The following is a 21,446-nucleotide window of genomic DNA, read 5'->3' as shown; positions in this document are numbered from 1 at the left end:
TACCAAAAAGTCTGCGAATTTACGCGGTAAAATTAAGTTATACAACCTTTTATCCCGAGTAATTAATGATGAAAAATTTAGTCAATATTTTTTCTAAATTAAAAAGAGGCTTGGCTCAGTCTTCTCTTTTATATAAAAGCACAAACGTTCTGACTTTCGCCAGAACGTTTGTGTTGATGATAAGGATATATTAAATATTATTTCGGCATTAAAACAGTATCAACAACATGGATTACACCATTTTTCTGGTAAACATCTGCAATGGTTACAGTGCTCATTCCACCTTTTTCGTCTTTTAGAACTAGTTTTTTACCTTCCATCCAAGCCCAAAGTTTACCACCTTCTACTGTTGTAAGTTCGGCTTTGCCACCGCCAGCTTTAATTGCTTTTGCAATTGCTTTGCTATCCATTTTACCGGCAACAACGTGGTAAGTTAAAATTTTAGTCAGGGTTGCTTTGTTTTCTGGTTTAACCAGCTTGTCTACAGTTCCTGCAGGAAGTTTATCAAACGCAGCGTTTGTTGGTGCAAAAACAGTAAAAGGACCAGCACTTTTTAAAGTTTCAACTAAACCTGCAGCTTTAACTGCTGCCACCAAAGTAGTGTGGTCTTTTGAATTTACCGCATTGTCTACAATATCTTTAGTTGCATACATTGCTGCGCCACCAACCATTGGATTTTTCTGAGCGTAAACTTGTGTTGTGAATGCCATTGTAATTACGGCAAATACGGATAAGATTAAATTTTTCATTATTTCTAATTTTAAGTTTCTGTTATTTGATTCCATTTACGACGGCTTACAGATACTTGGTTTTTAGAAATGAAAATTATTATTTAAGTAATTGATTATTAGTTGTTTAATTTTTATTTTTTTTGATTTGTAAAAATGAGTTAGTGGTTCTTCGGGTAGGCGGTTCCCGTTTTTCGCTTAATCTTTTGGCTATTCTTCGACTACGCTCAGAATAACACCAAAAGTATATCGCTTCAACCGGGTTTAGTTAAGTTGGTTTTATTTCTATTCGCTTGCTTTTTGAAATCCGCGATTTACGCTTAACGCCAACCGCAAAACGCCTGGTTAATTCACCTTCGCCGTTCTCACCTTTTTAGAAAAAAGCTTTGGAAAAAAGCGTTTCAATAAGACCGCTTTCGTTTCTTTTCCACCAATGTAAACTTCTTCTTTTTTATTACGGATGGCCTGTACAATCTGTTTGGCACAATCGGCAGGTGTCATCGCATTTTCATGTGCTTCGCCCATGATATTTAGTGGCTTGCCATCTTCGGTGAGCGCATTGTAGGTTACATTGGTTTTAATAAATCCTGGGCAGATAATCGTAATATCAATGTTTTTGTCGTAAACTTCTGATCTGAGCGAATCAAAATACCCATGTAATGCATGTTTAGAAGCAGCATAAGTAGAACGGAATTTTGTGCCGAATTTTCCAACCAAACTGCTGATGACGGCAATTTGTCCACCACCATTTGCAATCATTGAGGGTAAAACTGCTTTGCTCAATGCTACCGTTCCCCAAAAATTGGTATTCATAATTTGTTGTTCAGTTTCCAGGTTGGTTTCTAAGGCTAAACTTCGCTGGCTCACACCTCCGCTATTGATCAATAGATCTATCTTACCAAAAATACGGATGGCATCGGCAGCTTTGTTTTCGAGTGTAGTTGTTTCGCTTAAATCGAATGGTAGAACGTGGACATTAAATGAATTTTGGCAGTTTCCTTTAACGCGGAACAATTCGTCGCGGTTTCTTCCTGAAATAATCAGTTTGTTGCCTGCTTTAAAATATTCATATACCAAGGCTTCGCCAATACCTGATGATGCGCCTGTAATCCATACAATTTTTGACATATATTTTAATTAATTATTGAATGATTGAGTTTTGAATGAGTGAATGTTGTTTTGATCGCTAAATCAGTCATTCTCTAATTCAATCCTTCTCAATTCACTCATTCATCTCCTACAACAAATAATTCCGAAGCAATATGATCGGCAAATAATTTCCCGTTCTGACTTAAACAAATCTTATCGCCATCAATCATCAGCCAGTCTTTATCTTCGAAATTTTTAAGATTATGTTTTGTCTCTTCTAAAAAATCTTTACCGAAATCGGTATTTATTTTTTGTAAATCAGTTCCCCACATCGTTCTTAACGAAGTCATGATGTATTCATTAAACCTGTCGTTTAAACTCAGTTCTTCAACAATTTCAGGAAGCTTGCCATGACCCAATGTTTCCATGTACAAGGCATTATTAGCAGGGTTCATATAACGGTTCTGTCCATTAAAGCCATGTGCCGATGGACCGATGCCAATATAATCTACGCCTTTCCAATAATTGGTGTTGTGCACAGCATAGTGGTTTGGCTTAGCAAAATTTGAAATTTCGTAGTGTTCAAATCCGGCGTCAACCAGTTTATCCATTAAAATTACAAACTGAGCTGCACTTTGGTTATCGCTTACGGGTGTTTGTTTTTTATTTTTAATGGCATGGGCTAAAGCTGTCCGGGGTTCAACCGTTAAGGCGTAGGCCGAAATATGCGGAACCTCAAGCTCAATTGCCTTTTGGATATTGTTTAACCATTTTTGATCCGTTAATAAAGGATATCCGTAAATCAGATCAAGTGTTAAGTTTTCAAAACCAGCATCCTGACTTCTCCTGATGCAGTCTTCCGCTTCTTGGGCCTGGTGTGCCCGATTCATCCAGGTCAGGTCTTCATCGTAAAAAGATTGAATGCCCACACTAAAGCGGTTAACCGGCAATTGTTTGAGTTCTTTTAACTTCTGAGCGGTTAAATCATCAGGATTGGTTTCGATGGTAATTTCAGCGTTTGCGTCAACCGAAAAAGTGTGGTTAATGGCGTCAAAAATTTTTTGCAAATCCACCTGAGATAAAATTGAGGGGGTGCCGCCACCCAAATAAATGCTTCCCACCTGACCGCTAATCCGGTCTTTTTTCATTTTTATTTCCTTGCAAATTGCCTCCACCATTTCGTCAGCATATTTTAAAGAGGTGCTAAAATGGAAATCGCAATAGTGACAAGCCTTTTTACAGAAAGGGATATGAATATAGATACCAGACATTGATGCAAAGATAGCGAAGTTAAGTTTTCTTTATTGTCATAATATATGATCGGTGATTACGTATTGAAATTACCAAATCCTAATAAAGTAAAGTAATAGCTTTGCTTTTTAATTGTTTTTGTCAAGTAATAGCTTTACTTTTTAGATGCTTATTAGGTGTGTAGTCATTGTTCCTAAATAAGTTCTTCATCAATCCATTTATTTTCTTTAGGTAAACAATGATTATTCGACTACTTTTGCATTCTTAAGTTTTGATTTACAGCATGCCGAAATTTATTTTCTTTTTGTTTGCGTTTGTATACGCTGCTCATTTTGTAGCAGCACAAGAAATTCCTGTTCAAACTGATAGTGTAGCTGCAAATCAATACCAATATAAAAGATACCGGCCTGATTCTGCAACATTGGCCAAACAGAAGTTTACTACCGATTCATTAATTCGCCACACCTGGGTACTTCCTGATCGTTTAATTAATAAAAGCGCACTTTTAGATACTATTGAAAAGGAATATCTTTCTCCAAAGCTGGATTTATGGGCATGGCACCAGAAATACCAGCATTTAAAGAAAAAAGCTAATCCTTACCAACTGGGTACAAAAATCCCTAAGGGAAACGTAGGTTTGCTGGGCTTTATTTTTGGAATGCTTATCATTTTTGCGATTCTGAAAAATGCTTTTTCGAAGCAGCTATCGGCAATCGTTCAATCGTTTTTTAGTAACAGGATTTTGAATAATATTAACAAAGAAGATAACCTCTTTAGCTCATGGCCATTTTTGTTGCTTTTTGTACAGTTTGGTTTCGTTTTTGGGATGTTCTTTTTTCTGGTGGCGCAGTGGAATGATATGTATCAGGCTAAAGATGGGTTTAAATTTTTCTTTAGCATATCCATAACTATAATTGTTTTTTATGCGCTAAAATTAATCCTCTTGCGCTTTTTAGGTTATCTATTTAATGTGCAGAAACCGGTAGGTGAATATATCTCAATTTTGTACCTCAGCTACTTCAATGCATCGTTGCTGTTTATTCCTTTAGTGGTTGCTTTTGCCCTGTCACCACTTAAATACGGTGCAGTTTATATCGTATTGGCATTCTTGTTGTTAGGCATCATTTTTACTTTTCAGCTTTTGCGGGCAGGTATAACGATACTTTCTAATAATAAGTTTTCTAAAATGCATTTATTTTTGTACTTTTGCGCCCTCGAAATATGTCCCGTCCTAATACTAATTAAAACGATAGGACTGTAGCAGGAAAAGGAAAATGCAAGAAAAGAACGACTCTAGAATCCGCAAAGTAAAAAGTATTTTGGTTACTTTACCAAAACCTGAAACAGAAAAATCTCCTTACTACGATTTGGCCAAAAAACACAACTTAAAAGTTGATTTCAGGTCTTTTATTCATGTTGAAGGTGTACCAGCAAGAGACTTCAGAAAGGATAAGATTAACCTGGCCGATTTTACGGCAGTAATTTTTACCAGCCGTAATGCAGCAGATCATTTTTTTAGAATCTGTGAAGAAATGCGTTATGAGGTGCCGGCAGAATTAAAATATTTCTGTCTTTCTGAAACCATTGCTTTGTATTTGCAGAAGTATATCCAATACAGAAAGCGTAAAATCTTTTTTGGTAAACAAACTGCAGCCGATTTAGCAGAGGTGTTAAAGAAGCATGCAAATGAAAAGTTTTTATATCCTTGCTCTGATATGGCTACCGAAGACACAATGAAGTTTTTGGAAAAAAGCGGGTATAATTTTACACCTGCAGTTTTATTTAGAACGGTAGTAAGCGATCTATCTGATTTAGCTGAAGTATTCTACGATGTTATCGCGTTTTTTAGCCCATCAAGTATTCAGTCTTTGTTTAAAAATTTCCCCGATTTTAAACAGAATAACACCCGGATTGCTGCTTTTGGAACCAATACCAGTAAAGCCTGTGCCGATATGGATTTGATAGTGGATATTGCTGCGCCAACCCCCGGCGTTCCATCAATGACGATGGCCATTGAAAATTATATTAAAATATCTAACAAATAATACGATAAATAATTTATTATAAGTCGACAAAACAAATGCGTAACTTTACTGTTAATAAGAGAGTTACGCATATTTTTGAATAATACACAAGGGTGTTGGATAATTGTTAATCTAACTTTAATCGCCTTTAGGTAAGGATTTAATATAAAATATTTGCTTTTATAGATAATTTCAGTGATTTTTGATAAAATTGCTCCTAATCGTGCTATGCACAATATAAAAATATGAAGAAAATCTACCTTCTAGCTATTTTAGGTATAACTGTAATGCTAGCAAGCTGTGGTCATGGTGGCCAAGGCGAGCTGGTTGGCGCTTATAACCGAAAATTTAAAAACGATAGAATCCCATTAGGAATGGTTTATGTACCACCAGGGCATACACCACTGGGAGGTTCGGATGAAGATATCACTTTCTCTCAGAATGGGCCGAGTAAAATGGTTACCATCAGCGCATTCTTCATGGATCAGACCGAGATTTCCAATGCAGAATACCGTCAGTTTACTAACTGGGTGCGTGATTCGATTGCAATTGTGATGATGGGTAACCCGCAACAATTTATGGTTACCCCAAGGGGGAATGCAGCAGCAGCTGTAGGTGGAGAGAAATATATCGACTGGAAAAAGGTTGGGCCAAATGGTGCCAATATTTGGCGTAATAAGGGCAGGGGTGCAGCAGCAGCCCAGGTGAGCCAATTAGACGGTATGTATTACTCAGGTTTGGACGCCCTTCCGGGAAAAAAAGAATTAGATGTTCGTAAATTCGAATATTCTTATGCAGAATTAAATATGGAAAAAGCTGCTTTAGGGCATAAAGACCCAAACAGCAAACGCCAGGATTATATTGATCGCTATACCGTTGCTATATATCCTGATACAATGGTTTGGAAAACAGATTATTCTTACTCACAAAATGACCCTATGGTGCGTGGTTACTACAACCACCCTTCTTACGATGATTATCCTGTAGTGGGTGTAAGCTGGGAGCAGGCAAAAGCATTCTCACACTGGAGAACCAAATTATACGATGGTGTTGCAACAGCAAGGAAACTACCTGTAGGATCAAGATCGGATTATAGATTGCCGGCTGAAACAGAATTCGAATATGCTGCAAGAGGTGGTAATACCAAGACCAAATATCCTTGGGGAGGTCCTTACATCAGGAATACAAAAGGATGTTTACAGGCTAACTTTAAACCAGGCCGTGGTGATTATTCTAGCGATGGTGGTATTTATACAGTAGGCGTAAGATCATATTTTCCTAACGATTATGGCTTATACAACATGGCAGGTAATGTTTCCGAATGGACTTTAACTGCATATAATAAAGGTGCCAGCCCACTATTGCATGACCTGAATCCAAATTTTACTTATGATGCTGGTGCAACCGACAGCAAATATAAAAAACGTAAAGTTGTTAAAGGCGGTTCGTGGAAAGATACGGGCTATTTTCTTCAAAACGCTGTAGCAACATACGAATATCAGGATACACAAAGGTCATATATTGGTTTCAGATGCGTTTCATCTTACCCTGGTACCGATTTAAGACGTTAAACCGAACAAACTAAAAACTAAAGAAAAATATCAAAATTTATGGCAGCAAAGAAACAACCAGGCTGGTTACACGTAGCGATTTCATGGGGAGCAAGTATTGTAATTATCGGAGCGTTATTTAAAATTCTACATATTGGTGGGATTATGGGTAACTATATGATCGGTATTGGTCTTGGTGTAGAGGCATTTTTATTCTTCTTAACGGGGTTTTTTCCACCAGAACCAGAACCAGCATGGGAAAGAGTTTATCCTGAACTAAAAGCAGATTTTAAAGGGGAATTACCAACGGCTTCAGCAAGGCCTGCTGCAGCCGTTGCGCCAGCAAATACAGCAGCTTTAGATAAAATGTTATCTGATGCTAAAATTGGCCCGGAATTGATCGAAAGCCTGGGTGCTGGTTTGCGTACGTTTGGTGATAAGGTAGCAACAATTTCTAACGTTGCAGATGCATCTACTGCAACAAATGAATTTACAGGTAAGATTAAAACCGCATCAGCTGGTTTTGATAATTTGAGTGCATCTTTTGAAAAAGCTACGGCTAATTTAAAAGCAATGGGCGAAAGCAACGTAGATTCTCAGGCTTACCACGATCAGGTGAATAATTTGGCTAAGAACCTGTCGGCTTTAAATGCCGTTTACGAAGTGGAATTAAGAGATTCGAGCGCACATCTAAAATCGATGAACGAATTCTATTCAAACTTATCATTAACCATGCAGAACTTTAGCGAATCGATGGAAGATTCGAAACAGTTTAAAGAAGAGGTGAATAAGCTGGCTAAAAACCTATCATCGCTTAATGCAATTTATGGCAATATGTTATCGGCTATGAACGGCCCACGTATATAATTTGTTTAGTTTTTAATTTTTAAAGAAAAGCTACATCAAATATGGCAGGCGGAAAAGAAACAACAAGGCAGCGGATGATCAATATCATGTATTTGGTATTGTTGGCCATGCTCGCCTTAAACGTATCAGATACCATTTTAGACGCATTCAAAAATATCAACGATAGTTTGGATACTTCTAAAAACAATGTAAATACAAGTATTAATCAGCTGTTTTCTGCCTTCGAAAATTCGAAGTTGAAAGAAGAGCCTGCGCGTGCTCAGCCTATTTATGATAAGGCTAAACAAGCTCAGAAAGCAGCTGATGACTTAAACAATTATATTGAAAGCATTAAAAAAGAATTTACTCAGGCAGGTGACGGGATCGATCCTGAAACTGAAGATTTGGTAAATAGATCTAATCAGGATATTGCACAGAATATCATGATTAACCAAAAGAAAGCAGATGAGTTAAAAAAGAGAATTAATGCTACCAGAGAGAAATTAATCTCTTTATTAGATCCTGCAGATAGAGCGAATGTTTCTTTCTCACTTGAAGCTAAAGATCCGGCAAGAAAAAGAAAGGGTAATTGGCAAGAAACTTATTTCGGTGAGGGAACACCATTAACCGCTGCTATGACTATTTTAACTAAACTGCAAACGGATACTAAAAATGCTGAAGCAGAAGTTGTGAAGAAATTGTTTGGAAATATGGATAAAGCACAGGTTAATTTGGATCAGTTTGCAGCAGTTGCAGTAGCACCTACTTCTTACGTAATCCAGGGTCAACCCTATACTGCTGAAGTATTTTTAACAGCGAGCGATTCCAGATCAACTCCCGATATTACCGTTAATGGAAGTAAATTATCCGTTAAAGATGGTAAAGGAACTTATACAGGTGGTACCAGTAGCGTTGGTCAGTTTACCTGGGTGGGTACTGTTCGCGTTCGTCAAACTGATGGCCAGGTAAAGGAATATAAAACTCAACCGCAAACCTATCAGGTAGCAAAACCATCAGCATCCGTTTCTTCAACTAAATTGAATGTAATTTATGCAGGTATTGCGAACCCATTTACAGTTTCAGCAGCTGGCTTTCCATTAGAAAGTGTGCGTGCTTCAATTTCAGGAGGTTCAATGTCTGGTAGTAACGGAAATTATAACGTGAATGTTCCAGGAAGCATGGTTGGCCAGGAAGTATCAATCAACGTATCTGCAAACAACGCTGGCAAAACCATTAGCTTAGGCTCACAAAAATTCAGGGTGAAAGCTATTCCGGCACCGATTGCCAAAGTTGGTGGACGCGCAGGTGGCGATATCGCTTCAGTACAGTTAAAAAGTGAAACTGAAATTGAAGCAGATCTGGATGATTTTCCTTTTGACGTTAAGTTTAAAATACAACGTTATAAATTAACAATTATTAAACCACGTTCCGATGCTGTTACCATTGCTGGTAGTGGTGGGAATTTCGCTGGTGCAGTTAAAGGTGCCATAAATTCAATTACGCCTGGAACAAGGGTATTTTTTGAAGATATTGTTTCTGTAGGACCAGATGGCCGTCAAAGAATTTTGCCTTCATTAGCGTTTAGTGTAAAATAAAAAGAAGATGAAAAGGACTTTAAGTATTGCTATTTTAGTTTTGTTAACCGCGTTTGCTTTTGCACAAAAAAAGCCAACCAAATTAGCGCCAAAGAAGGCTGCGCCAGTAGTTGCTGCTCCTGTAGCAGATACGGTGAAAGCTCCCTTGAAAACAGCTAAGAAGAAACTAAAGGTACCACCTAAAGATGGTTTCTATGCCCGTAAGGACATTGACAGTACTGAAATGGTTCCTTTGGCTGATGTGAGGGAGGAGGATGTTTTTTATGCAAAACGGATATGGAGAGAAATTGATTTACGTGATACGGTTAACTCGGCCTTAAAATCGCCTAAATCACGCCTAATTGATGTTTTGATTGCAGCAATTAAAAAAGACGAACTAACAGCATACTCCCCAATTGATAGTGCTTTAAACGAAGACGATGCTTTCCTTAATCCAATGTCTGCAGATTCTGCGGCTAAATCAGCTTTAGGAACAGCAGAGGTTTCGAACAATAAAACCGGAACCGTTACTACGGTTGTTAATGATTTTAACCCAGAGTTATTCCTGAAATTCAGAATAAAAGAAGACTGGATTTTCGATACCAAACGTTCTATTTTCGAACCGCGTATTGTGGGGATAGCGCCATTAAAATACAACGAGGTTTCCAAACAATGGCAACCTGTATTTTGGGTATACTATCCGGAAGCCCGAGAAATTTTAACAAAGAAACGTTTAATTAATACCAATAATGATGCTTCATCATTAAGTTTCGATGATTTCTTTATTCGCCGCTTATTCAGTAGTTATATTGTTAAAGAATCAAATCCAGGAGACAATAAAATCAGAGACATTATTAGCGATCCCAGGGAAAGGTTGTACGAATCAGAAAGGATTAAAAAATCTGTTCTGGATTACGAACAAGGACTTTGGGAATATTAATCTTATAATAAAAGGCTTCGATGAAAATCGGAGCCTTTTTTGAGATATCATCATTTCGACGTCCGTTCCAATTATTTCATTTTAGGAGAAATCTTAATTCTTCCTCAAAAAAATAGGATTAAAACGTTATCCCTGATTAAAATAAGCTTGAAGGGTAATCATCTGTTTTTTGTTTAGCACTTCTGCCAATTCTTTTTCTGTAGCTTCTTTAATCTTTTTAACTGATTTAAAATGGGTAAGTAATTTATCAGCTGTTGTTTTACCAATGCCTCCAATTTGCTCCAGTTCCGTTTTAAGTGTACCCTGATCGCGTTTCTTGCGGTGAAAGGTAATTCCGAAGCGGTGGGCTTCATCACGAAGCTGTTGAATAACTTTCAGTGTTTCCGATTTTTTATCTAAATACAAGGGGTAAGAATCACCTGGATAGAACAGTTCTTCCAAACGTTTGGCAATACCGATCACCGTCACTTTATTTTCTATTCCCAATAACTTTAAGCTCTTAACAGCCGACGAAAGCTGCCCTTTACCGCCATCAATAATGATGAGTTGTGGCAAAGTCTGGTTTTCATCCAACATTCGCCTGTAGCGGCGGAAAACAGCCTCTTCCATCGTCGCAAAATCGTTGGGACCTTCAACCGTTTTCACATTAAAATGGCGATAGTCTTTTTTAGATGGTTTGGCATCTTTAAATACCACAATTGCTGAAACCGGATACTTCCCCTGAAAGTTGGAGTTATCAAAACATTCAATATGTTTTGGAAGCTGGGTTAAACGCAGGTCTTTCTGCATGGTGCTTAAAATCCGGTCAGTACGTAAATCTGGATTCAGCTTTTCATATTGGTTAAGTTTCTCTTTTTTAAAGAACAGTACATTCTTTTGCGAGAGTTCTAAAAGTTTCTTCTTTTCGCCCAGTTTAGGAACGGTAAACTTTAAACTTTCATCCTCTAATGAGGGCTCGAAAGGAACAATAATTTCTTTCGAGGTACTGTTAAATTTTGTTCTGAACTCCAACATCGCCAAGGTTAGAATCTCGTCATCGCTTTCATCCAACTGCTTTTTAACCTCAATGGTTTGTGTTTGGATAATTGTTCCGTTCATCACCTTTAGGTAGTTCACAAAAGCATAACGTTCATCTGAAGCAATACTCACCACATCCACATTAGTTATGGCACTGTTTACCACTGTCGATTTGCTCTGGTATTTTTCCAGTACTTCTAATCTCCTTGCATATTGATGCGCCAGTTCAAAGTTCAGATTTTCTGATGCCGATTTAATAACCCCTTTAACATCCCTGATTACATTCCCGATTTTACCATTCAGGATTTCTTTAATCTCACCTATGTTTTTATCGTAATCAGTTTCGGTCTGGTAATTCTGACAAGGACCTTTACAGTTGCCAATTTGATATTCCAGGCAAACTTTAAATTTTCCTTCAGTTATATTTTTTTCCGTTAAGGGCAAGCTGCAGGTACGAAGGGGGTAGGTTTCCTTAATCAGGTCCAAAATGGTGTGCATCATGCCTATCGAGCCGTAAGGACCGAAATAGGTGGATCCATCTTTTATTACCTTACGTGTCCAGTAAATGCGGGGAAAGTTCTCGTTTTTAACAATAATCCAGGGATATGTTTTGTCGTCCTTTAGGTTGATGTTAAATTTAGGCTGATGTTTTTTAATTAAGCTATTTTCGAGTAGCCAGGCATCAATCTCTGTATCAACAATCGTAAAGGTAATTTTCCGGATCTTGGATACCAATACCCTTGTTTTGCCATTAAACTGGTTTCTGTCGCTGTTAAAATATGAACCTACACGGTTGCGCAGGTCTTTCGCTTTACCAATGTACATGAGCTTTCCATCTGCGTCCCAATACTGGTATACGCCGGGTTTATGTGGAATAGCTGTTAATGCTGTTTTATGGTCGAAACTGCTCATTATTTACAAAAATAGGATTCGAGAGGGATAATTTTGATTAAAATGAACCAAAGGGAAACATTTTACAATTTGGGCCTGTCCCTAAGCTGCGCAAAGGGTCAGGCTATCCGTTACAATCTTTTGTTGCCTTTCGGCCGCGCTCGAGGCGGCAACAAAAGGATTTCCACTGCTATCCTTCACGCAACCACAAAACGTTAAAAACCCAACTTCTCATCCAATTCGGTTGCACCTTCTTCCTGTTGCTGGTATTGGTTGCAATCGTAGGTAATCGAAACACCAGATTTTGGCGCTTCAAAATCAGCATGACTAATTTTTAAGGCCGGATTGGCATATACTCTTTTGATAAAACCTGCAAAAATTGGCAAAGCAGTATTTGCACCCTCACCCTGGCTGGTGCTAATGAAATGGAAAGCCCTGTCCTCGCAACCTGTCCAGATACCGGTTACCAGTTGTGGGGTAATAGCCATAAACCAACCATCAGAGTTATTTTGGGTAGTACCTGTTTTTGCTCCGATCGGTGCATTTACCTTGTATTTATAATTCAATCTTGATCCGGTTCCGTTCGTAACCACACCTTTCAGCATTCTGGTCATTACATAAGCAACCTCTTCACTCATTACAGGTTTTGGTATTTCCTTTTGAGAAAATAGTACCACACCGTTTTTATCTTCAATTCTCAATAAATAAATGGGCTTGGTATAAGTGCCCTTATTGGCAAAAGCACCATAAGCGCCCACCATATTATAAACTGAAGAATCGAACGTACCTAAACAAATAGATGGGAATGCCGGAACATTAGGGATCCCCATTTTCGTGGCTAATGTAGATACTGCCACAGGACCAACCTGTTTCATTAAATAAGCGGTAACAAAGTTTTGTGAGTAAGCCAGTGCTTTTTGTAAGGTAATGCTGCCTGGTAGTGGTTTACCCGAGTTTCTTGGCGTCCATGGTTCACCATAACCGTCTATAGTTACCGGAACATTTGGTACGGTGTAACAAGGTGAATAACCATTTTCAATCGCAACCGCATAAGTAAATGGTTTTGCTGTTGAACCGACTTGGCGGGTTCCCATTTTAACCTGATCGTATTTAAAGTGTTCGTAATTAATTCCACCAACCCATGCTTTCACATGTCCATTGGTTGGATCCATCGTCATCATGGCATTCCGCAAAAGCATTTTGTAATAACGTACCGAATCGATCGGTTTCATTACGGTATCGATGTTACCTTTCCAGGTAAAAATAGTCATTTCTGTTTTGGTATTGAAATCATCTTTAATTTCATCATCAGATTTACCTTCCAGTTTTAACGATTTATAACGGTCTGATCTTTTAACGCCCTGCTCAATCTGTAAAGCTTTGTCCTTAAAAGGATTTCTGCCTTTCCAGCTGGCGATAAACTGTGCTTGTAGCACTTTCATATATTCTTTTTGTGCTTCCTCGGCATATACCTGCATGTCATAATTTAATGTGGTATAAATTTTCAAACCATCGCGGTCTAAATCGTAAGGGGTACCATCCGGTTTGGTAATCGACTGCTCCTGGAAAATGTTTCTGATATCATTTTTCAATACCGAACGGAAGTATGGTGCAATACCATCATTAACAGTTGCGGCATTAAAATGCAGGTTGAGCGGTTTATCTTTTTGTTCATCAAATTCCGATTGGGTTAAGAGCTCAGCTTTGACCATCAAAGCCATTACAGTATTTCTACGGTCTCTTGAACGTTCAGGATGGCGGGTTGGTGAATACATGGTAATCCCTTTTTGCATGCCCACTAAAGTTGCGGCCTGTGTTAAGGTTAACTTATCAGGAGTGGTATTGAAATAAACCCTGGCTGCCGATTTAATGCCATAAGCCTGGTTACCAAAATCGACCGTATTTAAATACATGGTTATAATTTCTTCTTTGGTATAGTTGCGTTCCAGTTTAACGGCAACAATCCATTCTTTAAATTTGGTTAATACCAGGGAAAAAAAATTTAAGTTTGATTCTCTTGGAAAGAGATTTTTAGCCAATTGTTGAGTAATGGTACTTGCACCTTGTTTTTTACCGATTAAATTATAACCGATAATGGTGAAAGTACGTTTAAAATCTATGCCCGAATGCTCTTTAAAACGTGTATCTTCTGTCGCAATTAATCCGTTAATTACATTTTCAGAAATGTCTTTATAAGTAACATTTGATCTGTTCTGAACAAAATAAGTGCCTAATGGACGGCCATCTTCGGCAATAATTTCGGAAGCCTGATTGCTTTTCGGGTGTTCTATGTCTCTGAAAGAGGGCAGTGCACCAAAAAGACCTAATCCGATCATCGAAATGAAAATAGCGAAGAGCGCAATTCCGCCGATCAGTATTTTCCAGATGAGTAAACTATATCTTTTTGTTTCTTGTGCAGAAAGGGATTTGTTCATTTTAATAAATCAGGTTAATATATTTGTTGTTATAATTCATTAAGTCATAGTTTGGTTTCACTCTTCCGCGATTCCAAAATATGGTTTACTTTTTTCTGAATTATTTTTGGCAGTGTTTTCCAGTTTTTGTCGTAATCTACGTAATATTCATCTTCTTCATTCCCTGCCGGGTAATATGCTGTTGCTTTTACCTTCTTGAATTGATAATAGGTAATCACTTTTAACGGTTTTGCATCTAATCCGTCGCTTTCACCAAAATAAGTTAAATAGAATTCGGGTTGTCCGTCATTGTCTATATCATCTACCAGGCAATATTTATATTCAAAGGTAGGATAATAAAGTTCGCTACCCGAATCTTGGAAAGTGGATTTTTTTATGTATTTATTGTTTTGTTCTTTAATTATAAACGCACTTAGCATTTTTGTGGTATCGGAAACCGGCTCAACGTAATCCTTTCTCACCGGTTTATTATCTAAACCATATACATCCACACTATCGCCACCATGATTACTTATTTTGATGATATTTTCTTTGAATGCAAAAATATAATGCTCCAAAGACTTAGTCCTAACATCGATCAATAATTTTGTTTTTCCTTTGCTAATATTTACAATGGCATTATTAAGCAGGTTAAAATCCGGGTCTTTTTCGTGGAGGTACCTAATCTTTAATGTTGGTTTTACACTTTTATTCCCGCTGTTTTTTCCATCTTCAGCAAACTTACAAGAGCAAACAACCGTAACGAGCAGCACTGAAATAAAAAACAGTTTCATGTTGTTTTTTTTAATTGTCTTTTAAAAACTCCAGATATTCATTAATCCGCTGTCTATCGGTAAGCTTACCAAAATTCTCTTTACTAATGATAAAAGCCTTATACAGGTTGGCCGGAACCTTCATAATGTTCTTTAGCTGGCCTGTAATGCTCGATTCGTAAAGTTTAGCATCTTCAAGGTCGATAAAACTTGTAATGTAAATCAACTGATCGTTATCCAGTTCTACCAATTTATGTTCCAAATCGTTGTCGGGATAATTTCCGCGGTTAAACTGACCGATCCCGAAACGCGATGAACTTAAGGTTAAAGTGGCATCGGCCACATCGATTACATAATAATACTCTTCTGATTTTGCAGCACTGAAAATGCTAACAGGTTTAGTTGGATCAACTGGTTTAACCTCAACAAGTTTGGCGACAGGAGTTGGTTCAGCCTTTTTTGCTACAGGATTTTCAACTACCAAAGGTTTTGTTGGAACAGCAACCGGGGCGGCCTGACTTACAAAACGGGGTTCATTTGCATCAAAATCAATAAGGGCAACCGGCCTTTGTTTAAATTCATCCAGATTTGCCTCAATATATTTTAAATGATCACGAACCAATGGCGTAATAATTTTATCGTTTGGATAATTGGTAGTGATCAGGTTAAATTCAGTCAATAAGGCATCAACTTTTGCGGTACGGCCAATTGCTATTGCTTTTAGATAAGCATACTGCGGTGCCAGATCGTTATTTGGGAAAGCTGAAATATTATCATCAGCCTGTTTAACTACATTGGCATACTCTTTTTTTGCATAAGCATCAAAAGCTGCATTGTAATTGTTGATGACCATGTTTTCCATCTGTGTTTGCTTGGCAGAATAGGTTGGGTCTAAAATATTTTTCGCAAAATTAGATTCAGGGAATTTTGTAAGTACCAATTGTTTATACTGATCAGATTTTACTTCATCTAAACCTTTATAATTGAGATAAAGACTGTAGTAAATGGCTACGAGGTGATTATTCTCAGGATATCTTTTGATCAGTTCCAGGTATATTTTATTGGCCTCTGGTTTATCGTTCAGTTCCTGTTGGTAAAAACTGGCGATTTCGAAATAGGCATCTATAATTTTTTGATCGGATATAGCCAATAGCGCCTGCGTAGTAGGTAAAGCATCCAGAAACTGCTTTTCTAATGAAGTTTGGTCGGTGGCTGCCACATTGGTTTGGCCATTTGCAGGTATAATTTCTATAGCTACCTTTCCGCCCGCTAAAACCTGGTTGGTTTCCTGTGCAGATGAACGTACACTCTGGCGCCAGTTATCTTCCAGCTGTCTAGTGCCCCAACGTTTTTTAAAGTCACCAAAGCCATTGCTTATTGCAGCATTATTATTGAAATAAAAGGTATTTCCAGCAACATTGTTCGAAGCATTTAGCGTTTGATTAGGAAAATCTGGGTCGTTTAAATACTGGTTGCTAATTACAACTCCAGTATTTACCACCTCCACTTTTGGTGTTAAATAAGCCTTTACCTTTGCCTCGCGTTGGTTGGCAGGAAGTTTGGCAATGGCCTGAGCGGTATCTTCTTTGGTGATAATAGTATACCTATCTGTCAAATATTGAAGATTGTCGGCCTTTTTAACGATATTGCCGTAATCAGGAAAGTTTTTGGGTAAAATCATCACGGTACTATCATAGTACAGTTTTGCTTTAATATAGTTGTTAAACTCTTTAAAGTTTAAATCGGCAATTCTTAAGTAAGATAACGCCTTTTGAGTTTGGTTCCTGGTACTTTTTGCAACTGATTTGTGGTAATTCTCTTCAGCTTTTACAAAGTTGCCTTCTGCAGAAAAAAGTTCTCCAACCTGATAATAAATCTGATCGGTATAGTCAAAATTTTTATCGTCCTTAAGTAATGCTAAAAGCTGTTCCTCTTTATTTAGCTTAACGCCACTTAATAATGCTTTCAGCTTAATGCAGTTTAAATTGGCATGAAAATACATTTCAAAAGGGGCATTGCTTTTTTCAACCTTGGTAAAATTGGCATATGCATCCTGAAGATTTTTCTCTTTTTCCTGCAACTGCGCCAATATAAAACGCCAGCGGATACGAAGCTGTTTTTCAGCTGGAAGTGCAATTGCCGATCCTAAAAATAGGATTGCTTCTTTATTATGGTTCTGATAAATACGCATTTGGGCGGCTGTAGCCAATGGTTCTGCCAAATCTTTCTTCAACTCATCAGAAGCACGTAACATGGTATCGATAATTTTATCAGCCAGTACCATATTGTTCAGCTGCATTTGGCTACGCGCTTTCCAGTTCATCGCCGTAATGAACGTTTTCAGGTCGTTGTTATAGGTTTTTGCCGTATAATCGAAGTATTCAGAAGCGATAAAATAATTGCCTTTCAGGTAATTTGCCTTGCCTAAAAGCATATAAGCATCGTCAATATAATTGCTAAAACTTTTGTCGTTGATAATGGTTTGTCCTTTTGTGATCACATCGTCCAATTGTTTATTGGCAACGCCAGGTGTTAAAACCAGATTTATTTGCGGCTCAGGATCGAGGTAAACAGGCAGGATTTTTTCATAATTATCCGCATAACTTTGTAACAGGCTCTCATTGTACTCGTTTAGTAAAACATTTGAGTTATATATATAGTTGTATTTTGCTGTCAAGTTCTGAAACCTGCGATCTACTGCTGTATCTTTATTTGCTACACAGCCATAAATAAAGATACTTATGAGGATGAAGAAGGGATTTAAGTTTTTGTTAGCGTAATTTTTCAAGTATGATAAATCTCTTAAGTGGGGTATACAATTAACAATATATGTAGAAAAATATTTTATTTGGCAACAAATTTTAATTATTCAAAGTTAATTTAATTATTGCATTAAAAAATGGAAAATCCGAAAGAAGAAAATACAAAAAAGAAGGTAAATGCAGCTGCTAAATATTCTGCTATCGGCTTCCAGATGATCGCCACCATTGGCCTGCTTACTTTTATTGGTTATAAGATTGATGAACACAGAAACAGTAAAACTAACTTAATTACTGCTGCTTTTGCTTTAGCTGGTGTAGGGATTGCGTTATATCAGGCCATCAGGCAGGCGACAAAATAATTGCTAAATGGCTGTATTGTTAGATTGTTGAACAAGATGCAGCCAACAATTAATCAATTTAACAATTCAGCAATAGGGTATTTACCTCAATTAACCGATTTAAACACTTCACCAATCTAACAATAATTCTTTTCTCACTACTTACTTGATACTAAAAACCTTATCTTTGCAAAAGTTTTTATCTGCTAAGAATTTATACCTTGACTCTAGCCAAATTTACCAGTATCTATTTCATTTTTGTAGGCCTATTAATAGGTGTTGTTGCTGTTTTACCCCTAATTTTTCCTGAACAACAATTATTTATAAACAACTTTTGGGTGATGTTTGGGTTTTTGGCCGGTATCACTTATATCGCTTATATGCTTGTTGATATTGGTGTAAAACGGGATCCCGAAGTGGGTGTTATGGCCATTATGGGATCGATCGCGGTAAAGATGATTTTTTGTATGGCTTTTGTGTTGATTTACAGTATAAAAGCAAAGGGAATCGGGCTTGTATTTCTGCTTAATTTTTTTTCTTTATATTTATTGTTTACGGCCTTTGAAATTTACTGTTTGTTACGTAACTTGCGCCACCAAAATTTAAAGTAAAAAACTGCCAATAAATGGATTGTAACCGAGTTTTTGTGTCTAAAGTTAAAAGGCTAACTATTGTTTTTACGCTTTTAATCGCGTTTTTATCTATCAAAATTGATACTTTCGCTCAGGTTGATAGCGCTGTTGTTCCTGTTGATAGTGTTTTAGCCGACTCTGCTCATGCAGCTGTTGGTGAGCATGGTGCTGCTGGGCATGAAGAAAAGAAATTCGAACCTACAGCTGTAATTATGGAACACATTGCTGATTCGCACATGTGGCATCTTTGGGGACACACTTCGTTTCCTCTTCCAGTAATTTTATATACGCCTAGTGGTTTAGAGCTTTTCTCTTCTGCTAATTTTCATCATGGTGAGCACGATTATAATGGTAAATTTAATAATTACCGTTTGGAAGAAGATCACATCAAAGTGGTTGGTGCAAATGGAAAAATTGACGAAGAGGCAAGTAAAACTGTTTTAGATTTCTCTATTACTAAGAATATTGCAGCAATGTTTGTGGCTATCCTGTTGATTCTTATTGTGTTTATATCAGTGGCAGGCGCCTATAAAAGACGTGTTGGTAAAGCACCAAAAGGTTTGCAATCTTTCATTGAGCCAGTTATTGTTTTTGTTAGAGACGATATTGCTAAACCAAATATTGGTCACAAGTATGCTAAATTCATGCCTTATTTGTTAACCATATTCTTCTTTATCTTATTTAACAACTTATTGGGTTTGGTGCCGATTTTTCCAGGTGGTGCTAACGTAACAGGTAACATTGCCCTAACATTTGTAATGGCTTTAGGTACATTACTTATTGTAAATTTGAACGGTAACAAGTATTATTGGAAACACATCTTTTTACCTGATGTTCCATTTTGGTTGTGGCCATTAATGGTTGTTGTAGAAGTTGTTGGTATCATCTCTAAGCCATTTGCATTAATGGTACGTTTGTTCGCAAACATTACTGCGGGTCACATTATCGTATTGAGTTTAATCTCGTTAATCTTTATTTTCGAAACTCTGGCTATTGCTCCGGTTTCAGTAGCATTCGTAATATTTATGGATATATTGGAATTGCTGGTAGCATTTTTACAGGCCTTTATTTTTACATTACTTACTGCTTTGTTTATTGGTATGGCAGTAGAAGAACATCATTAATAGAAAACTATTTTTTACAATTAATATAAATTAAATTAGTTATGGTAGGTTCAATCGCGGCAATTGGTGCCGGTTTAGCAGTAATCGGTGCAGGTATCGGTATCGGTCAAGTAGGTGGTAAAGCAATGGAAGGTATTGCTCGTCAACCAGAAGCTGCGTCAAAAATTCAGACTGCAATGATTATCGCTGCTGCCCTTATTGAGGGTGTTGCCTTATTCGGTGTGGTAGTTGCATTATTAGGTAACAGCCTTAAATAATTCAAACTGAAGATTTAGGCAGGGTATTTAACGATTGGTTATTTACCCCGCCTTATTAACAAGATTAAGATTAAAAAAATTAGATAAGATGGATTTAGTAACCCCAAGCATAGGATTAGTTTTTTGGACTGGAATATCGTTTCTGTGTCTATTGATATTACTTAGACGATTTGCATGGAAACCTATTTTAGGTGCCATTCATGAACGTGAGCAAAGCATTGATGAAGCCCTTAATAAAGCTGAATTGGCTAAACAAGAAATGGCTCGTTTAACCAGTCAGAATCAAGATTTGATGCAACAGGCACGTGCTGAACGTGATGAGATTTTAAAGGAAGCTAAAACCTTGAAAGATGGTATCTTGAACGAAGCTAAAAAACAAGCTCAGGTTGAAGGTACTAAATTGATCGAGAAAGCTAAAATCGAAATCGAAAACCAAAAGAAAGCAGCTTTAGCTGAAGTTAAAGACCAGGTTTCTTCTTTATCATTAGAAATTGCAGAACGTGTATTACGTACTCAGTTAGATGATAAAACCAAACAGGAGGCTTTAGTAGCTAATTTATTAAAAGACGTTGAATTAAACTAGTTTGAGAAAATAGATTTGAGACAATAGATATTAGATAGGAGACTCGTTCTCACATCTTCCATCTCACATCTCACATCTCACACCTAAGAATATGTCAGAAATTAAAGTTGCAGGCAGATACGCCAAATCATTAATAGACTTAGCCGTTGAAAACAACGACTTAGAAACTTCTTATAATGATATGGTTTTGTTTGAAAAAGTGGTTGATGAAACCCCCGAACTAGAAGCAATATTAAAAAACCCGATTGTACCTTTAGATAAAAAAACTGGTATTTTAAACGGAATTTTTGCAGATAAAGTAAGCAAACTAACCATCTCGTTTTTCAAGATTGTGGTAAGCAAAGGTCGTTCGGCGATTTTATTTGCAACAGCAAAACAGTTTATACAACAATATAATTTAATTAAGGGTATTGTTACTGCTGATGTAACTACTGCATCTACTTTAAGCCCGGACGCTAAAGAACAGATTATAGCGATTGTAAAAAAAGAATTAGGTGCCAACCAGGTGATTGTTAACGAAAAAATTAACGAGAAGCTAATTGGTGGTTTTATATTAAAAGTTGGCGATAAGCAATTTGATGCAAGTATTGCCAGCGGTTTAAGTAAACTTAAAAAAGAATTTGCGCAATAGCGTTTTGCGTAAGGCGTTTAGC

19 protein-coding genes are annotated in these 21,446 nt (G+C 37.2%); 12 read left to right on the top strand and 7 right to left on the bottom strand.

Features of this window, described 5'->3' with window-relative positions; all coding sequences use genetic code 11:
• Positions 1-197 precede the first annotated feature (197 nt).
• The 3 genes from ACUN24_RS01650 to hemW form a co-directional block, all read right to left on the bottom strand.
• Positions 198-749 carry a fasciclin domain-containing protein gene (locus tag ACUN24_RS01650; protein WP_445560966.1) on the bottom strand — a complete coding sequence of 184 codons (552 nt, stop codon included), beginning with the start codon at positions 747-749 and terminating at the stop codon, positions 198-200.
• Positions 750-1,073: 324 nt separating this feature from the next.
• Positions 1,074-1,856, bottom strand: a complete 783-nt coding sequence (locus ACUN24_RS01645) for an SDR family oxidoreductase (protein WP_445560965.1) — start codon at positions 1,854-1,856, stop codon at positions 1,074-1,076.
• Between the two features lie 98 nt (positions 1,857-1,954).
• Positions 1,955-3,088: a radical SAM family heme chaperone HemW gene (gene hemW / locus ACUN24_RS01640; RefSeq protein WP_445560964.1), complete on the bottom strand. Its 1,134-nt coding sequence runs from the start codon at positions 3,086-3,088 to the stop codon at positions 1,955-1,957.
• A gap of 263 nt (positions 3,089-3,351) precedes the next feature.
• On the opposite strand from hemW, the gene ACUN24_RS01635 reads away from it, so the two are divergent.
• The 6 genes from ACUN24_RS01635 (at position 3,352) to porN (ending at position 10,002) form a co-directional block, all read left to right on the top strand.
• Positions 3,352-4,329 carry a DUF4271 domain-containing protein gene (locus ACUN24_RS01635; protein ID WP_445560963.1) on the top strand — a complete coding sequence of 326 codons (978 nt, stop codon included), beginning with the start codon at positions 3,352-3,354 and terminating at the stop codon, positions 4,327-4,329.
• A gap of 13 nt (positions 4,330-4,342) precedes the next feature.
• Positions 4,343-5,113 (top strand): uroporphyrinogen-III synthase, encoded by a 771-nt coding sequence (locus tag ACUN24_RS01630; protein WP_193424203.1) that lies wholly within the window; start codon positions 4,343-4,345, stop codon positions 5,111-5,113.
• A 224-nt stretch (positions 5,114-5,337) separates the two neighbouring features.
• Positions 5,338-6,663, top strand: a complete 1,326-nt coding sequence (porK, locus tag ACUN24_RS01625; RefSeq protein ID WP_445560962.1) for a type IX secretion system lipoprotein PorK/GldK — start codon at positions 5,338-5,340, stop codon at positions 6,661-6,663.
• 39 nt (positions 6,664-6,702) lie between these two features.
• Positions 6,703-7,509, top strand: coding sequence for a type IX secretion system motor protein PorL/GldL (gene porL, locus ACUN24_RS01620; RefSeq protein ID WP_445560961.1), 807 nt, complete (start codon positions 6,703-6,705; stop codon positions 7,507-7,509).
• A 41-nt stretch (positions 7,510-7,550) separates the two neighbouring features.
• Complete coding sequence (gene porM, locus ACUN24_RS01615; RefSeq protein ID WP_445560960.1) at positions 7,551-9,083, top strand: type IX secretion system motor protein PorM/GldM; 1,533 nt, start codon at positions 7,551-7,553, stop codon at positions 9,081-9,083.
• A 7-nt stretch (positions 9,084-9,090) separates the two neighbouring features.
• A complete protein-coding gene (porN, locus tag ACUN24_RS01610; RefSeq protein WP_445560959.1) occupies positions 9,091-10,002 on the top strand; it encodes a type IX secretion system ring protein PorN/GldN in 912 nt (303 codons plus the stop codon).
• A gap of 126 nt (positions 10,003-10,128) precedes the next feature.
• Here porN and uvrC read toward each other — a convergent pair whose 3' ends face one another.
• From uvrC to porW, 4 genes are all read right to left on the bottom strand, one after another.
• Entirely contained in the window at positions 10,129-11,931 is a 1,803-nt protein-coding gene (uvrC, locus tag ACUN24_RS01605; RefSeq protein WP_445560958.1) for an excinuclease ABC subunit UvrC, read from the bottom strand.
• Positions 11,932-12,125: 194 nt separating this feature from the next.
• Positions 12,126-14,345, bottom strand: a complete 2,220-nt coding sequence (locus tag ACUN24_RS01600) for a transglycosylase domain-containing protein (RefSeq protein WP_132399153.1) — start codon at positions 14,343-14,345, stop codon at positions 12,126-12,128.
• A gap of 44 nt (positions 14,346-14,389) precedes the next feature.
• A complete protein-coding gene (locus tag ACUN24_RS01595) occupies positions 14,390-15,118 on the bottom strand; it encodes a hypothetical protein (protein ID WP_445560957.1) in 729 nt (242 codons plus the stop codon).
• 10 nt (positions 15,119-15,128) lie between these two features.
• On the bottom strand, positions 15,129-17,885 hold the full coding sequence (gene porW / locus ACUN24_RS01590) for a type IX secretion system periplasmic lipoprotein PorW/SprE (RefSeq protein ID WP_445560956.1): 2,757 nt from the start codon (positions 17,883-17,885) through the stop codon (positions 15,129-15,131).
• A 111-nt stretch (positions 17,886-17,996) separates the two neighbouring features.
• Here porW and ACUN24_RS01585 point away from each other — a divergent pair, with 111 nt between their 5' ends.
• The 6 genes from ACUN24_RS01585 (at position 17,997) to atpH (ending at position 21,424) form a co-directional block, all read left to right on the top strand.
• The gene (locus ACUN24_RS01585; RefSeq protein WP_445560955.1) at positions 17,997-18,218 is read left to right on the top strand and encodes an AtpZ/AtpI family protein; all 222 of its coding nucleotides are present in this window, start codon (positions 17,997-17,999) and stop codon (positions 18,216-18,218) included.
• 200 nt (positions 18,219-18,418) lie between these two features.
• Complete coding sequence (locus ACUN24_RS01580; protein ID WP_445560954.1) at positions 18,419-18,808, top strand: hypothetical protein; 390 nt, start codon at positions 18,419-18,421, stop codon at positions 18,806-18,808.
• Positions 18,809-18,822: 14 nt separating this feature from the next.
• Positions 18,823-19,953 (top strand): F0F1 ATP synthase subunit A, encoded by a 1,131-nt coding sequence (atpB, locus tag ACUN24_RS01575; protein WP_445560953.1) that lies wholly within the window; start codon positions 18,823-18,825, stop codon positions 19,951-19,953.
• 41 nt (positions 19,954-19,994) lie between these two features.
• A complete protein-coding gene (gene atpE, locus ACUN24_RS01570; protein ID WP_055912908.1) occupies positions 19,995-20,210 on the top strand; it encodes an ATP synthase F0 subunit C in 216 nt (71 codons plus the stop codon).
• Positions 20,211-20,298: 88 nt separating this feature from the next.
• Entirely contained in the window at positions 20,299-20,793 is a 495-nt protein-coding gene (locus ACUN24_RS01565) for a F0F1 ATP synthase subunit B (RefSeq protein WP_445560952.1), read from the top strand.
• 91 nt (positions 20,794-20,884) lie between these two features.
• Positions 20,885-21,424, top strand: coding sequence for an ATP synthase F1 subunit delta (atpH, locus tag ACUN24_RS01560; RefSeq protein ID WP_445560951.1), 540 nt, complete (start codon positions 20,885-20,887; stop codon positions 21,422-21,424).
• The last annotated feature ends 22 nt before the right edge of the window (positions 21,425-21,446 follow it).

The organism is Pedobacter sp. WC2501, from assembly GCF_052682415.1.
The sequence above is the reverse complement of the archived record's forward strand: the minus strand, read 5'-3'. Positions and strand labels throughout refer to the sequence as shown.

Coding starts and splice junctions, on each gene's coding strand:
- porL (WP_445560961.1), top strand. CDS start 6,703: ATGGCAGCAAAGAAACAACCAGGCTGGTTACACGTAGCGATTTCATGG.
- uvrC (WP_445560958.1), bottom strand. CDS start 11,931: ATGAGCAGTTTCGACCATAAAACAGCATTAACAGCTATTCCACATAAA.
- ACUN24_RS01595 (WP_445560957.1), bottom strand. CDS start 15,118: ATGAAACTGTTTTTTATTTCAGTGCTGCTCGTTACGGTTGTTTGCTCT.
- ACUN24_RS01585 (WP_445560955.1), top strand. CDS start 17,997: ATGGAAAATCCGAAAGAAGAAAATACAAAAAAGAAGGTAAATGCAGCT.
- porN (WP_445560959.1), top strand. CDS start 9,091: ATGAAAAGGACTTTAAGTATTGCTATTTTAGTTTTGTTAACCGCGTTT.
- atpH (WP_445560951.1), top strand. CDS start 20,885: ATGTCAGAAATTAAAGTTGCAGGCAGATACGCCAAATCATTAATAGAC.
- hemW (WP_445560964.1), bottom strand. CDS start 3,088: ATGTCTGGTATCTATATTCATATCCCTTTCTGTAAAAAGGCTTGTCAC.
- atpB (WP_445560953.1), top strand. CDS start 18,823: ATGGATTGTAACCGAGTTTTTGTGTCTAAAGTTAAAAGGCTAACTATT.
- atpE (WP_055912908.1), top strand. CDS start 19,995: ATGGTAGGTTCAATCGCGGCAATTGGTGCCGGTTTAGCAGTAATCGGT.
- porM (WP_445560960.1), top strand. CDS start 7,551: ATGGCAGGCGGAAAAGAAACAACAAGGCAGCGGATGATCAATATCATG.
- porK (WP_445560962.1), top strand. CDS start 5,338: ATGAAGAAAATCTACCTTCTAGCTATTTTAGGTATAACTGTAATGCTA.
- ACUN24_RS01600 (WP_132399153.1), bottom strand. CDS start 14,345: ATGAACAAATCCCTTTCTGCACAAGAAACAAAAAGATATAGTTTACTC.
- ACUN24_RS01650 (WP_445560966.1), bottom strand. CDS start 749: ATGAAAAATTTAATCTTATCCGTATTTGCCGTAATTACAATGGCATTC.
- ACUN24_RS01630 (WP_193424203.1), top strand. CDS start 4,343: ATGCAAGAAAAGAACGACTCTAGAATCCGCAAAGTAAAAAGTATTTTG.
- ACUN24_RS01645 (WP_445560965.1), bottom strand. CDS start 1,856: ATGTCAAAAATTGTATGGATTACAGGCGCATCATCAGGTATTGGCGAA.
- ACUN24_RS01635 (WP_445560963.1), top strand. CDS start 3,352: ATGCCGAAATTTATTTTCTTTTTGTTTGCGTTTGTATACGCTGCTCAT.
- ACUN24_RS01565 (WP_445560952.1), top strand. CDS start 20,299: ATGGATTTAGTAACCCCAAGCATAGGATTAGTTTTTTGGACTGGAATA.